The sequence below is a fragment of the Rhodopirellula sp. P2 genome (assembly GCF_028768465.1).
Classification (GTDB): domain Bacteria; phylum Planctomycetota; class Planctomycetia; order Pirellulales; family Pirellulaceae; genus Rhodopirellula.
Map to the genome: position 1 here is coordinate 4501811 of NZ_CP118225.1, position 14323 is coordinate 4516133.

The window sequence follows — 14323 nt, forward strand, 5'->3', positions numbered from 1 at the left end:
CCTCCCACACCACCTAGCATGCGGGACCGCACTAGGCGGTTGAGCACGAGTTTCAAATCAACGCGTCGCCGCGATGACCCAAGCCATTGGACCGACAGCTTCGCCGCTAAGAGATTGCCATACGGCAACGGCTCCTTCGTGAGATGATGTCGATACGTGCTTGCTCATTCCCTTCAGGCCTTCGCGTCGCCGTTGGATTCGGCGGATCGCTACTATGCCTTCTGCTGACTTCTCTTTGCACGGGCATACGTTGCCGCATTCCGCCCCGCCTTTCGGGCAAGCCCTACTCACGGGTACGCATCGAGATCTCCCCAAATAAGGGACGTCCTTGATCGCTCAAGAACACGTGATCTGTCCCCGCCCAAGTGCTTGATCTACCTCCGCTCTTTCTTCCGGTTCGGCTTCTTGGTCAGCAGCCCAATCGCCTGGAGTCGTCGGCCTCGTATCAAGTTTCTGTTCGTCACCTGGCGGGTCTTGGCGAGAAGATGTCCAGCGACGATTCTTTGCTGGCTTACCGATCATCTTCGCAGGCTTCCTCCCCACGGTTTGTCACCTCCCCGCAGTTGCCCTCGCCTCGTACTGTCTTCTTACGAGCTATCCATCTGGTATGATGACTCCCTCTTCGAAGAAACCGGAACTAAGTACAGGGGACTTGCACCCCACAAGATCACGCCCATGTTGGGCGTACTGCACACGGAGCGGGGCTTGCGGCCGAATTTGAAATGGACAACTTTACTCTCCCCGCCCGGTGACGCCGGTCGTTGAACTTAATCGAGTCGTCCGGCGGCATGCTCTCTCCAGTGCACGGGTTGGCAAGCTCTTTCGGTGGGTGGCCGCTTCCTTGCGGGGGTGATGGTTGGCATCCCTGCCAACCATGCATGTTCCATCAGCTTCGCTGACTCGAACTCTGCGGCGGGAACGTGATGGATGACGGCAGTGGCGGTCTTGAAATAGCACGCTCATGGGAAAGAGCGTCTTCGCCAAGGTTTGATTAAAACGGTTGTAGGACTTGCGCTTTTGGATTTCGCAAGCACTGTGGAATGCTTCCGCACACCGAACCCTCGGAGTGCGATGCTTCCATCCTGCTTTGAGACAAGTGCAATGGCTCCCTCCGAAGAACATTCTTGCAAGCTGACTCGCCGAATGGCTGAGGACATGCTCATCCGAAACATGGCCCCCGCAACCATCAAGGCTTACACCTATCACGCCAGAAGGTTTGCCGGGTTCATCGGTAAACCGCTCGGCGAAGCAACCGTCGAAGACGTTAGAACCTTCCAGCTTTACCTGATCCAAGAGAAGAAGGTCGCCTATAGCTCATTCAACCAAGCGGTTTGCGCGCTACGGTTTCTGTACACGCACACCATCCGGGTCCCTTGGCCCGTCACGATGGTTCCTTTCGGGAAACGGCCCAAGACCTTGCCGATCGTGCTCAGTCGCCACGAAATCGACAAGCTGCTTCAATGCACCGCCAACCTGAAACACCGAACCTTTCTGATGACGCTGTACTCGGCGGGGCTCCGGTTCTCCGAAGCGGCCCACTTGAGGATCGCCGACATCGACTCGGATCGGATGATGATTCACGTCCGACACGCCAAGGGAGCCAAGGATCGACTGGTGCCGCTCTCGCCAAGGCTCTTGACCGAGTTGAGGGTTTACTGGAAGAAGTACAGGCCGACCGACTTGCTGTTCCCCGGCAACTCAGCGACCAAGACCTACGCCGACACGTCGATTCAAAAAGCGATGAAGCGGTCTGCCGAGAAAGCGGGAATCAAGAAACGAGTGTATCCGCATGTGCTCAGGCACTCTTACGCGACCGGACTGCTCGAAGCGGGCGTGGACTTGCTGACGATCAGCAAGTTGCTCGGGCACGCCAGTTTCGTCACGACGATGGTTTATCTGCACTGCCGACGAGAGCACCTGCACAGCGTCCCCAGTCCACTGGATTGGTTGCCGGTGAAACAACTGCCGACGTATCAGCCGCCCCAAGAGAACAGCGGAATCTCGGAGACCAACAGCCCAAGCTAAGCCTCGCAGAAATTCTGCGGCTGGGTGCTGCCGGCGCGGTCGACGATTCGACGTGCCCTCAAGTCCAAAGCGTGCTGGCGAAGATCTCTTTGTGCCGCACGCACGTGATGGGAGGACGCAAGTTTCAGTGTCGTGATTGTGACGAGGTCACGTCGCTTTACAACTCGTGCGGCGACCGGCATTGCCCGACCTGTAGCGGTGGCAAGCGAGTGGACTTCAACGACAAAGCATCGAACCTCATTTTGCCGGGAGTCACTTACTATCAAGTGGTCTTCACCCTCCCGAGCGAACTGTCTGAGTTGGCGCTGGCCAATCGAGAAGAGATGGCAGACCTGCTGGTTGGTTCGGCTTGGAAGAGTCTTTCGACCCAGATCAAAGCGGAGCAAGACTACGATCCGGCGGCCATCTCGGTGCTGCATACCTGGAATCAAAAGTTGGAGGCGCATTGGCACGTTCACTTACTGGTTCCTGGCGAAGGCCCGAGTCTCAGCGGTTCAACCTGGAAGCAAGCGACGGCGCCGCCGGATGCCAAGAACTCCGACGGCTTTCACTTGGTCCGTGCTGCCGCACTCCGTGAGACCTACCGAACCAAAGCGATCGCGAAACTGCGACGGCTTCGCCGTGCTGGCAAGCTGAAGCTGGGTGGCAAGTTTGAACATCTCCAAGAAAACGAGCACTGGGATGCATTCATCGAGAAGCTTGAGTCCAAGAACTGGGTGGCCTTCATCCAGCCGCCTCCGGCCGCCACGAGCAGCGCGACCCAGGTGGTCAATTACTTGACGCGTTATCTGACCGGCGGTCCGATCAGCAACCACCGAATCACTTCAGCCAATGGCAGGGAAGTGACGTTCCTGGCCCGAGAAGGAACGCGAACCGGCGGCGAACGGCAACAAGTTCCGATCACCCTGAAGACGAGCGACTTTATTCGTCGCTGGTGTCTTCACATCCAGCCGGACCAACTGACCAAGACACGCTACTTCGGTGGCTGGTCCAACAACCGGCACGCGACCTATTCGGCTCGATGCCAGGAGTTGCTCGAGTCACTTGGACGCGATGTGTCAACGGTCGACGAAGCGACGTGCGAAGAGGAGCATCCCGACTTGCTGTGCGAGCACTGCGGCAGTGACCGATTGGAGCTGGTCGCTCAGACGGCGAAGCCATCTTGGAAAGAACTGATGTGGCGAGAGAGCGACAGTTGCCCGTGGTGGTATGCCGACCTGCAACGCGAATCGCATCGGAAGTTCTGGGCGGAGTCCTATGGGGAGGGATTTTACGATTGGTACAGGGAAACTCAGGTAGAAAGTGCAAAGGGAATCTTGGCGGAACCAACTCGCCGGATTCAGCTACCGCTGCCAGGATTTTCGCCGGTTCGAGACCATCATGAGTCGTATCTGATAGACTCGTTCTAGCGACCGGGAGCATCCCGATCGCTCGGTTGCCCGCTACCCAGTGCGGCGACAAAGTTCAACGCACGATCTATCCGCAAGACAGGCGACCAAGCTCTACCGCAACGTGGAGCTTTTTCAACGCCTGCCCAGCGGATAGATCGCAATTCGTTCGCCGACTTAAATCCATGGACATCTGAACGCATTGAAACGGTTTTATCCATTCTCCATAACTGCGGTCGGCTTTGCCGCGTTCCTTGCCTGGGCGTGGATCGGTATGTCGTCCATGGATTACAGCACCAACACGACCGGTGATGGACGAAAAACTGCTGGCTGGTTTGTGTTGGGGCTCCCAATGCTTGTGCCAATCGCATTGTTCTCGACCATGCCGTTTTCCATGATCGCTCGGCGAGGTCGACCTGCGATCGCGTGGTTTGCGATGGTCGTCGTATTCGGCGTCGTAATTTGGTTCGCTTATGTACAATCGACTCCACAGGCTCGGCTCGCATGGGCACTTGGTGTCGAAGTACCGGCGGACACCAATATTATTTGTCTTCGAGAGAACGATTCCTTCAATGATGGAATTACTACAATCGGGGCCTGCACTGCCGACAACGCGTTTGTGGGTGACCTCGTCGCACACCACTCCCTGAAGGAATCCATGACTGGTGGCTACATTTCACCGTACATGCCGGATACTGACATCCCTGAAGACGGGATTGGGTATCGAAACGACCGGTTGACTTGCTATCACGATTCAGAGTCCGGCACGTTATACTTTGTTCGGCGGTACTCCGATCCCCGTCCGTGATGGCGATTGCGGCGAACCATGCGATGCAACGGAGCCGGGCTTGCAAGGTTTCACGAATGGAGAGTCAACCTTCCCGGCCCGCTGATCGCCGCCGTTACCCGCATGTGCTTTAGCTAAGGAGTTGATTTGCGGTTGCAGCATTTAGCATCACTAGCCGTCTTCTTCGCCTCGATTTTGGGATGCGGTGACTCGACATCGCGAACTTCACAGTTAGATATGCCGATCGAATGCCTCTCATTTGACGACTACCTCGAAGCGGGAAGTAGAGCAACGATGCGGTGCTCAACGACAGAACAGGTCTACGAACAATGGGAGGCCTTTCACAAATCGTTGGTGGCAATCCTTGAAACACGCGGGACGGTGTCAAGCAGCCCGTCGGAAGACGATTTCTACCATTCAGGCGACTGGTTCGACAAATATGTTGATGGATTCTCGATCTTCAACACGAAACTGCTGGATCCTGAACTGCTTGCTGAACTTCAGCGATGCGTTGCAAGACACGATCCTGGCGCGACAGTTGAGTTCTGCGGAATCGCAGACGAAATCTATCTCCTTGAGATCCTTGTCACGTCAGAGGGTGTCTATGCACATTGGCCTAACATGTCCGCCGCTGAATGCCAAGACGCGCTTGCGCAGTTGGGCGTTTCCTTTTGACCAATCTGAAGCGGGTAACCATCGCGTGCACGCGGAGGCCCGTTGGTTCGTTTTCACAAATGGAATGTCAACTCACGGGCCCCGGTGACGCGGGCCGTTATTCGATTGACTCATGCTCGTATCGGCGGACGAATCACTGCGATATGTGGGGCTCGATCCAATGCTCGTTCAGCATTCGATTTAGGTCGCGAGCAGCGCAGATCCCGTGCTCGCTTGCCGATTCGTTCCATGCTCGATATTGCCGTTCGATCATCCGCCCAAATTGCCGCGTGAACGTCGCAGACCTGATACGATGAATTCAGAACCACGCAATTGTTTCGACGTCTCCCAGGATCGTGGTGCGCTCGCTCCTGCACCGGTCACGCGTGAACGAATAACCATTGCGTGCACACTGAGCGGTGGTGGAGACCAACTTCGCTTTCCAATCACACTGACCGCCACCGCCAGGTGACGCTGACCGTTATCCGACTGAATTGAAGGCATCAATATGCTGCGATGGCTTCGCCACAAAATTGCGTCACTCGACGAAACCGCCAACGCTGACTGGGAGATTGAGCCATATCTCACGAACAACGTTAAGACATTGCTAGAGATCGCACACCAAGAAGGCGACACGCTTAAATACCCACGAGTCGTACGTCACCTCCTTACCTTTCCGGACCGTGGTCTGGCCTTTTCGTTTCGCGACTCGGTTCCACGCGATTGGGCCACGACTGTGTCGAAACGCGACGATGGTGACGAATGGCAATGTGCATGCGAGCGAGAATGGGCCCCATCATTTGCCGATCTGGTGCTGGATACGCACCGGTTGTGGACTCTTGCACTGGCAGTTCATCCAACACTGTGGGCATATACCGGCATGCACCATGAAACCGGCGATTACTTTTGGTACGTTGCTCCACCCTTGCTGGAATACGACTGAACACGAGGATAACAAAGACGTGAACCGGAGTCGCGTGCAACGCGTTCTGGCAATAGAAATCTTTTTGGACGCGACCCGGTTACGTCCAGCGTTCTTTCGACTAGAGATTGACACTCAATGACGGCTCGTCATCTGCAATACGAATCCGTTGACGATTGGATGGCGGCCGAGAATGTACCGCCAGGTTTCGTCTCGCTAGACAATGCTGAACTTCGTGATCGGTACATCACAGAGTACGGTGAACTGCGAAGGCACCTCTTTGCAAAGCACGCGGCAACACTTTCACCTGACGACCAACGAAAACTGAATGATGGTACACACCCGTCGCAGAGTCATTCTTTCTCCACAGATGCCGAACCCTACTGCCAGTTGCTGGATTCTCACCTTCGATCCATCGGGATCGTGCCCGACGAAATTGTGTTAGGCTGGTATCATATGGATCGAATCGTGTTGACCGTCTATCTCGACGACTCGAGGGTTCCGGGCGACACGAAACCGCCTTGGTTGTTTCAGGGCTTCCAGGTTTTTTACGTACCACGATCCAACGAAGGCACGAAAGAACAATGACATGCACGGGAGCACGGCTTGCGGCTTTTCTCGCAATGGATGCTCAACTCTCCGTGCCCCGTGATGTCCGCCGTTCCCCGACTGAAGCAATGGAGCCACACGCCTTTGTCGTCGTTTGCGAATTGGACACCGGTATTGTCTGCTACCCACACGACGGACGGTGGACCAGAATCGTAAACGGCAACGCCGAAACGCACATTCCATTTGCCACAACTACTGACGCAATTGCGTTCATCCGCTCGACCATCACGGTACATCCGGCACTTGAGTGCAGCCTTTTTGATTCCACCAAGACTTTTGTCGATCGGTACTTCAAGACATATTTGCCGTGAGGCCTATAGACCAGAAGGTTCAAATTGTGTGTGTTACGCAAGAACGCTTGAGTGCTGCGTATGCGAACCGTTGGTAAACTAGCGGGACTCGCCCTGCGAACTTCGGACCGTTTCGGAGCACATGAAAGCGGGGAACAATGCCATGCAACGGAGCACGGCATCAAGTGTTTTTACAAATTGACAATCAAACCGCCGTGCCCGCTGATGGCGGACGTTATCCGATTGAAATCATTCCGGTGCGAAACTTGAATCGCAGCACAAAGCTTCGGCTTTCACTCTATGTTCTTACGGGTGCGGTTGCTCTTCTTTCGTTGGGCGTCTTTGCTTATCGGTTGCTGATGGCGACTGCCCTCGCCCTTGTTCTCGAAGACATCGCTGATGACGAAGATTTTTCGTTGTTCGGCTCGTCTCACAGTTCCGTACAAACCGTGGGTGAATTCAATGATGAAACGGCAGAATCGAACTACCGGTTTGTAACAGGCGGGCTTGGTTTTGGGTTCACAGACGGCACCGAAATTGACCAACACGACAACGCATGGGATATTCTCGTCTGCTGCTTCACCATACCCCAAGGCGGGCCGTTCCCCGATTTCTCAGATCAAAGATTCGTTGAAGGAGCGCGACCGGACAGTGCTTCAAGCGAATTCGCAATCTTGACTCCAGAGAATCAGGCAGTTCCGGTTACTGCGAGAAGATTCGATTTGATTCTACCGGATGACCACTACAGAAAGTACTTATACTCAGACGCGAAATCGAATCGTGTATGGGTTCGCTATGGATACCAACCGCCGACAGACTGAAACTACAAGTACGCACCATTATTTTCGACTACGTTCGCACGTCGGGCTCTGGTGGAGGATGGGGAGGAGGATGGGGAGGAGGATGGGGAGGAGGATGGGGAGGAGGATGGGGAGGAGGATGGGGAGGAGGATGGGGAGGAGGATCGATAGAGGTGTCCAAGCCGATCGATGACGATCAGGATTTGGTATCAACCAGCGGCGGGGGTGGTTCAATCGGACCTAACTCCGTTTCTGCGGCATTGGAGTACATAGACGGAATTCCGACGATTCGCGTCGGCAAGCATACTGTCGAAATCCGAGATGATGGACGCGCCTTGGTTGTTGATGGACAACAATTTCGTATCACGAAAAAGAAGTTGCGGATAAGCCTGACTGTCGATGGTGTTGCAACGGTAATTGACTAGACAAGCAGGCCGACGAACCATGGGTTGCAACGGAGGCCGCGAATTAACTTTTTTGAAGTGGAGGCTCGCGCGGCCCCGCTGAACCCCGCCGTTCGTCGACTGAAAGAAATTGATCGTGAACTTCTCTGAGCACAACCAAGCCGACATTGGAAATCCGACGCGAGACTACGTTGGTGATCGACTGAGTCGGATCACGCCTTCTGGTCCCGGCTACTTTTCACTCACATCCGACGATGGCTCATACGTTCAGACAGCTGGGGCACGGATGAAACTTGTGATCGAGTATCGCAAGTCAAATGGGGACTCTTTTCGCCACTACGTTCTAGGTCGTGACGATATCTCGAACCCATCCGCTACGCAAATCAACTCCGCCGTCGGCCAGATCAATCTCATGGCCGACGAAATTCTCGATATTGATGACGTGATCGATGTTTTTGGACACTTCCTCGAGTGCGGAGCGGTTCCCCGCCAGTACAAATTGCGGGACGACACAAAGCGATTCCAGGACTCGGGGAGCGACGAACCATGAATTGCACAGGAGGACGGGAGTCGTGTTTAATGGTCTGCTTGCACGTCTTTCGCCCGTCCCCCGTGAATTCTGCCGTTATCCCTCAACGTGACGATGCCGTCGAATTCCCCCAATTCACCGAGTGACCCCGCCTTGCTCGGGTCTTGGCGTGTAACCTCTACGGACATGATCGTGGGCAAAACCGTCTCATTGATCGGAGGACTTCCGGGAGAGTACGTCGAATTTACAGCTGACGGACGCTATCGAGTGGACTTATTGGATCGCAGGCCCAGCGAGAGTCGGTATTCCGCTGTCGTCTCGGAACCCGGCAACTCGCTCGATGTATGGATTGTCGGCCTTGAATCTTTGGTTGCGCAATGCATCTATCAAGTAGATCGTGATAAGCAACGCACGGTGATTAACTGTCACGTTCGTGGATTTGCAACATAGTTCCACTTTGGCAGAAGATCATCGTAGACGATTGTTAGGTTGTCTTTCATATCTTGGGTGGCAGTCCTTCCGGTTTCAAAGACGCGTTTGATGACAGCGACGGTCGTTCGCAGTCCAGTTCTCGTCTTCGCCCCGCGCATCAGCGACACGGCCGTGTCGAGACAATCAAACAGCATTCCACTGCACGCCCGTCCGATGTGCGGAAAGAAGCGGCGCTCGATCTGGTTGTACTTCGAACAGTACGGTGGATAGTGAGCAATGCGAATCGGCAAACCGATCGCATCACTCAGTCGCTCCAGGTCGTATTTGAAGATGTACTTGCTCGCTGAATTGCTGCCGCCCCCGTCACAAGTCAGCAGAATCGACGTCGCGTCCGGATAACGTCGGTGGCCGAACTTGTTCCAAAAACGCCTGAACGACTCACAGGCAAATTCGCTTGTGTCGCGGGACAGTCCCAGGTTGATATGCCCCAAATTGGCCTTCGGGTCAAAGATCCCGTGTGGGATCAAAGCGCCATCGGCCCAGGAAGGAAAGTCATGATCAAACGCTTCGAACGAACGGTTGCCGCGAACTCGCCCCTTACGATACAGAAGCCCCAAATGCTCCTTCGCTTTGGTGTCGATCGAGAACCAGGGCTCGCCGGCTGTTTCGTATTGCGAGACCAGTTCGGCGATGCGTTCAAACTGGCAGTCTCGGTCGGGATGTTCGCCGCCAGGGATGTCTTTGCGAATTTGCCGTCGACGGATTCCCGCGTCATCGAGCCACTGAGCGATCGCGTCTTTGCCCACGGGGGTTCCCATCTTCGCCAGACGCTCCGACAGATCCTGCGGCGACAAGTCGGTGTAAATGATGTCCTCTTCGTCGGGGTCTCCGGCGGTACGGAACTCGAGGCACTCGATCAGGTTGGCTTCTTCCGGCGTTTCGGAATCGATCTTTTTTTTCGACCGGCACCGGGCCGACGTACGCGTCCAGCCGCCGGGTCATCCTTCAGGTGATCAAGTTCCGCGATGCCCCGTTCAATCGTTCGGGTCGAAATCCTAAGCACACCGGCGATGTAAGTGATCCCGCCATGCCCACGCTGTGTCGCTTCGATGGCTGCAAATCGCCTGCGATCCTTCTCCGATAAAGTTCCTGCAAAATCACGCAAGCGTTGCTCGGTCTGTGAATCGGCTTCGCGTAAACTGATGGCCATCCGTGGCTCCGCCATGTGGGGATCGAATTGAACTCACAGCAGTCTATCAGATACGCCCAGTATCTCCGACACTAATTGATCGTGCGTTGCTAAGCTGACCGTGTGTGTTGCAGGCAACCATCGCCGGCGGCCTACAGAAATTCGGCGGGACGATGACAAACTCTGGTGCGTCATCACCTTTACACGTGCTGAACCGCCAAAGAGACGTAAGCGGGTAAAGTCCGAACCTCTGCTGAAGAATGGGTCGCTCATTCCTGCAGCGTTTATGAAAGACCCCAACGAAAAATCGAGGTGAACTAATCAAGGGCGAACAATTGCGTGAACCGGAGTGGCGATTCACGCCGAATTGGAAATCAACGTCAACCGTCGCCACCCGGTTACGCTAAACGTTCTACGAATCATGCTTGGGAAGCAGTCCTACGGGAATTATGATGCGAACAGGCAAGCAACTCGCTGCGATCCTCCTTGCAATCATCGCGATTCTCTACGGTGCCTGGCTGGTGGTGTCTAGCAACCCAACGTCGGCATTCGCCGATGCGATTCGGGATACGGATCGCATCGTCGTCCACGCCAGAGGGTTCGATGAGCAAGCGGGAAAAGACCGGACTGTATTTCTCCAAATTACGGACGCCAAGGCTATCGCCGAATTCAATTCCAACATTCGATTCAAACGCAGCCTGACGGGCGGGCAGTGTGCCTGCCAAGGGTTTCCGGGTATTGATTGGTATCGTGCCGGAGAGCGAGCTGTTTTTACGGGCGTTCAGCACAAGAAGGCAATTCGTTGGTCACCGTTCAACTACGATCTGCCGCTGACAGATGAGTCTGCGGAATGGCTCGCGAACTATCTGAATATGCATGATGTCCCGTTGGTGGGATTGGCCGAGATTCTCCCGCCGACGCCGGTCGCGCACCGCCACTCCGCTCAGCCATGGGGGCACGACGAACCATGCGTTCCTGAATGAGTTTAGCGGGATTTGATTGTTTTGGTCGTTTTTCGCTTGGTTGGTCGGGAGCGGTAGCTCTACACCGGCTCCGGTGCAACGGATGGTGACCCGGTTTCTGTTCGGTTGTCGTGTCGATCCGTGATGGATGGAGCTTTGGTTCGGGCTCGTTGCAGATCGTTCTTTTCGTTTGGTTCTTCGAGGAATTTAGTGGTCTCATCCGACGGAAGCGTGCGCGGTACCCTGACTTCAGGTTTTTGGAGGGATTTCTCCGATGCCCGAAGTTTGAACGGACCATTTCGAGGCGTTCGAATTGAGTTGCCAAGGGAAGCGGAAGCAAGCTCTGCTGAGGAGCAACTTGCCAAGGAATCGCTTGGTCTCCGATGCGCTGAAGGTGCTTCGCGGCCCACCGGCATGCTCGCCATGCCGGTGGGTTGTTTTCAACACGGACGCCGTCCATCATTGAACATTCGGACATCGGTGCATGCCTTGAAAACCTCGGGCGCACCCTTCCGTCGGATGAGCCGAAGGATTTGACTTCGCGTGGATGCGACGGTTGAGTCACTTTCTCTTTCCTGTTGCTTCGTTCGTCGCGGTTCTAAACGCGTCGTCTAGCCGAAGCTCAAGTCCTCTGTTCAAGATGCCCGGTGATGAGCGTCGAACGGCCCGCCTGTTCTCCCTTGGACTTTGCTTCTGATTCCTGCCCTCCGGTGAAGGCTCTGGTTCGTTCCAAGTGCAACTCTTCGGTGGTTGGCCACTTGCTCGGACCCTGGTTGTGCTGGATCGGCCGTGAATGGCATCGATTGAGATTCATTGCCCGGTGGTTTTGAGGCAAGAGATTGCTGTCGCGACATATCTTCCCCCTTCGCCCTCCTGAAGACGCTCGAATTCGTTCGGTCGTTTCACTTCCCTGGTTCATGCGTTAGGAAGTTCGGCAGGAGTCTTTCGGCATTTTGAATGTTTTGGGCAGCGTCGTTGCTCCCACGTCCAACCGGGGCTAACGCCCAAACGGCTCACATGCCTTTGCCCGATCATTTCTGCCGACCTGCTTACCCACTGTCGTAGTATGTCAGGCCGTGCTCAGGGCGGATGCCCTGGGCTGACAATGACGTGTAGCTGACCTCGATCACTCGCATCGCCCCGCCGCACAGGCGGCATTTCATCGGTGCGGTCAGTGGTTCCGCTTGCGGGGCGTAGCCGCTGCCTAACCAGAACGTCCAGCCAAGCATCAGCCACACCAACCACTTCACCTCCTCGACTTTCACCTTGCTGCCCGCGCTCATCCATCCGTCATAACCGATCTTCATGAAGTTCAGTTGGTGGATGACAGGCAACGTTCAGTTGCCGTTGTTTTCACAACCCGACGCGTGAGCGAGGGACTCCCCTGATCCAGCGCATGGTCCCTCGCTCACGCGTCGGGTTGTGATTTTCACCACGGCAGTGAGGCCCACGCGGCATGCCCGACGGCGGCCCCATCTGGGGTGAGGATCGCTTTCGAATGCGCCGCCAGTTCGTGCCCGGTCATCGCCTCTACCGCGCTGACTTTGCACTTTTCAATTTCCAAATTCACTTTTTCAGTCCATCCGCCCGATCTCATCGCTCGACACCTGTCGCCGCTCCGCGGCTTGTCGAGCGAGAGCATCACAACCGAGACCTCGGGTTGAACCCCGAGGCTGGCAACTGTCACCGCTCCGCGGTTGTTCGATCCCCCAACATTCACCACCAGTCGCGGAGCGATGGAAGCCGAAAGCCTTGGGTTTTCAACCCAAGGTCACCCGCCCACAACACACCAGCCCCAAGTCGCGGAGCGACGACAGTTGTTTGCCCGCCCCAGCGCCAACCGATTCCCCGATTCGGGTTCCCGTACGATGGACATCCAAGCCCATCGAAACGGAAACCCGACGCGTGAGCGAGGGATCGCGTGCCATTGCAACGAGCCTGTGGGTCCCTTGCTCACGCGTCGGGTTGTGATTTTCACCACGGCAGCGAGGCCCACGCGGCATGCCCGACGCCGGCCCCATCCGGGGCGAGGATGGCTTCCGAATGCGCCGCCAGTTCGTGCCCGGTCATCGCCTCTACCGCGCTGACTTTGCACTTTTCAATTTCCAATTTCACTTTTTCAGTCCATCCGCCCGATCTCATCGCTCGACACCTGTCGCCGCTCCGCGGCTTGTCGAGCGAGAGCATCACAACCGAGACCTCGGGTTGAACCCCGAGGCTGGCAACTGTCACCGCTCCGCGGTTGTTCGATCCCCCAACATTCACCACCAGTCGCGGAGCGATGGAAGCCGAAAGCCTTGGGTTTTCAACCCAAGGTCACCCGCCCACAACACACCCGCCCCAAGTCGCGGAGCGACGACAGTTGTTTGCCCGCCCCATCGCCAACCGATTCCCCGATTCGGGGCCCCGTACGATGGACATCCAAGCCCATCGAAACGGAAACCCGAAGCGTGAGCGAGGGATCGCGTGCCATTGCAACGAGCCTGTGGGTCCCTTGCTCACGCGTCGGGTTGTGATTTTCACCACGGCAGTGAGGCCCACGCGGCATGCCCGACGGCGGCCCCATCCGGGGCGAGGATCGCTTTCGAATGCGCCGCCAGTTCGTGCCCGGTCATCGCCTCTACCGCGCTGACTTTGCACTTTTCAATTTGCAATTTCACTTTTTCAGTCCATCCGCCCGATGTCATCGCTCGACACCTGTCGCCGCTCCGCGGCTTGTCGAGCGAGAGCATCACAACCGAGACCTCGGGTTGAAACCCGAGGCTGGCAACTGTCACCGCTCCGCGGTTGTCTGATCCCCCAACATTCACCACCAGTCGCGGAGCGATGGAAGCCGAAAGCCTTGGGTTTTCAACCCAAGGTCACCCGCTCACAACACACCAGCCCCAAGTCGCGGAGCGACGACAGTTGTTTGCCCGCCCCAGCGCCAACCGATTCCCCGATTCGGGTTCCCGTACGATGGACATCCAAGCCCATCGAAACGGAAAACCGGAAGCGTGAGCGAGGGATCGCGCGCCATTGCAACGAGCCTATGGGTCCCTTGCTCACGCGTCGGGTTGTGATTTTCACCACGGCAGCGAGGCCCACGCGGCATGCCCGACGGCGGCCCCATCCGGGGCGAGGATCGCTTTCGAATGCGCCGCCAGTTCGTGCCCGGTCATCGCCTCTACCGCGCTGACTTTGCACTTTTCAATTTCCAATTTCACTTTTTCAGTCCATCCGCCCGATCTCATCACTCGACACCTGTCGCCGCTCCGCGGCTTGTCGAGCGAGAGCATCACAACCGAGACCTCGGGTTGAAACCCGAGGCTGGCAACTGTCACCGCTCCGCG

General features: G+C 56.1%; 16 protein-coding genes and 1 pseudogene. 10 read left to right on the plus strand and 7 right to left on the minus strand.

The features are described from left to right. Window positions 1-1101: 1101 nt before the first annotated feature. The 9 genes from PSR62_RS15885 (at window position 1102) to PSR62_RS15925 (ending at window position 8429) form a co-directional block, all read left to right on the plus strand. The gene (locus PSR62_RS15885; protein WP_274403981.1) at window positions 1102-2025 is read left to right on the plus strand and encodes a tyrosine-type recombinase/integrase; all 924 of its coding nucleotides are present in this window, start codon (window positions 1102-1104) and stop codon (window positions 2023-2025) included. Beyond that, window positions 1944-3434: an IS91 family transposase gene (locus tag PSR62_RS15890; RefSeq protein WP_274403982.1), complete on the plus strand. Its 1491-nt coding sequence runs from the start codon at window positions 1944-1946 to the stop codon at window positions 3432-3434. The genes PSR62_RS15885 and PSR62_RS15890 overlap by 82 nt, the downstream gene beginning before the upstream one ends. A gap of 181 nt (window positions 3435-3615) precedes the next feature. Further along, the gene (locus PSR62_RS15895; RefSeq protein ID WP_274403983.1) at window positions 3616-4221 is read left to right on the plus strand and encodes a hypothetical protein; all 606 of its coding nucleotides are present in this window, start codon (window positions 3616-3618) and stop codon (window positions 4219-4221) included. Window positions 4222-4353: 132 nt separating this feature from the next. Beyond that, window positions 4354-4875: a hypothetical protein gene (locus tag PSR62_RS15900; RefSeq protein ID WP_274403984.1), complete on the plus strand. Its 522-nt coding sequence runs from the start codon at window positions 4354-4356 to the stop codon at window positions 4873-4875. Window positions 4876-5362: 487 nt separating this feature from the next. Next, window positions 5363-5797 (plus strand): ribonuclease E inhibitor RraB, encoded by a 435-nt coding sequence (locus tag PSR62_RS15905; RefSeq protein WP_274403985.1) that lies wholly within the window; start codon window positions 5363-5365, stop codon window positions 5795-5797. Window positions 5798-5914: 117 nt separating this feature from the next. After that, window positions 5915-6364 (plus strand): hypothetical protein, encoded by a 450-nt coding sequence (locus PSR62_RS15910; protein ID WP_274403986.1) that lies wholly within the window; start codon window positions 5915-5917, stop codon window positions 6362-6364. A gap of 496 nt (window positions 6365-6860) precedes the next feature. Beyond that, a complete protein-coding gene (locus PSR62_RS15915) occupies window positions 6861-7496 on the plus strand; it encodes a hypothetical protein (RefSeq protein WP_274403987.1) in 636 nt (211 codons plus the stop codon). Window positions 7497-7648: 152 nt separating this feature from the next. After that, entirely contained in the window at window positions 7649-7900 is a 252-nt protein-coding gene (locus tag PSR62_RS15920; protein WP_274403988.1) for a hypothetical protein, read from the plus strand. 115 nt (window positions 7901-8015) lie between these two features. Next, window positions 8016-8429 carry a hypothetical protein gene (locus PSR62_RS15925; protein ID WP_274403989.1) on the plus strand — a complete coding sequence of 138 codons (414 nt, stop codon included), beginning with the start codon at window positions 8016-8018 and terminating at the stop codon, window positions 8427-8429. A gap of 404 nt (window positions 8430-8833) precedes the next feature. On the opposite strand, the gene PSR62_RS15930 is transcribed toward PSR62_RS15925, so the two are convergent. Together PSR62_RS15930 and PSR62_RS15935 are read right to left on the minus strand one after the other, a co-directional pair. Beyond that, window positions 8834-9790 (minus strand): ISAzo13 family transposase, encoded by a 957-nt coding sequence (locus PSR62_RS15930; RefSeq protein WP_338020201.1) that lies wholly within the window; start codon window positions 9788-9790, stop codon window positions 8834-8836. After that, window positions 9757-10050, minus strand: coding sequence for a hypothetical protein (locus PSR62_RS15935; protein WP_008671553.1), 294 nt, complete (start codon window positions 10048-10050; stop codon window positions 9757-9759). Before PSR62_RS15935 ends, PSR62_RS15930 begins: the two co-directional genes overlap by 34 nt. 428 nt (window positions 10051-10478) lie before the next feature. Here PSR62_RS15935 and PSR62_RS15940 point away from each other — a divergent pair, with 428 nt between their 5' ends. Continuing rightward, complete coding sequence (locus tag PSR62_RS15940) at window positions 10479-11012, plus strand: hypothetical protein (RefSeq protein WP_274403990.1); 534 nt, start codon at window positions 10479-10481, stop codon at window positions 11010-11012. Window positions 11013-12040: 1028 nt separating this feature from the next. Here the strand turns inward: PSR62_RS15940 and PSR62_RS15945 are convergent. The 5 genes and pseudogenes from PSR62_RS15945 to PSR62_RS15965 form a co-directional block, all read right to left on the minus strand. Then, window positions 12041-12304 (minus strand): annotated as a pseudogene (locus PSR62_RS15945) (IS91 family transposase); the annotation flags it as partial. A 116-nt stretch (window positions 12305-12420) separates the two neighbouring features. Beyond that, the gene (locus PSR62_RS15950; RefSeq protein WP_274403994.1) at window positions 12421-12678 is read right to left on the minus strand and encodes a hypothetical protein; all 258 of its coding nucleotides are present in this window, start codon (window positions 12676-12678) and stop codon (window positions 12421-12423) included. A gap of 287 nt (window positions 12679-12965) precedes the next feature. Beyond that, complete coding sequence (locus tag PSR62_RS15955; RefSeq protein WP_274403995.1) at window positions 12966-13223, minus strand: hypothetical protein; 258 nt, start codon at window positions 13221-13223, stop codon at window positions 12966-12968. Window positions 13224-13510: 287 nt separating this feature from the next. After that, window positions 13511-13723 (minus strand): hypothetical protein, encoded by a 213-nt coding sequence (locus PSR62_RS15960; RefSeq protein ID WP_274403996.1) that lies wholly within the window; start codon window positions 13721-13723, stop codon window positions 13511-13513. 333 nt (window positions 13724-14056) lie between these two features. After that, window positions 14057-14314 carry a hypothetical protein gene (locus tag PSR62_RS15965; protein ID WP_274403997.1) on the minus strand — a complete coding sequence of 86 codons (258 nt, stop codon included), beginning with the start codon at window positions 14312-14314 and terminating at the stop codon, window positions 14057-14059. Window positions 14315-14323: the final 9 nt, after the last annotated feature.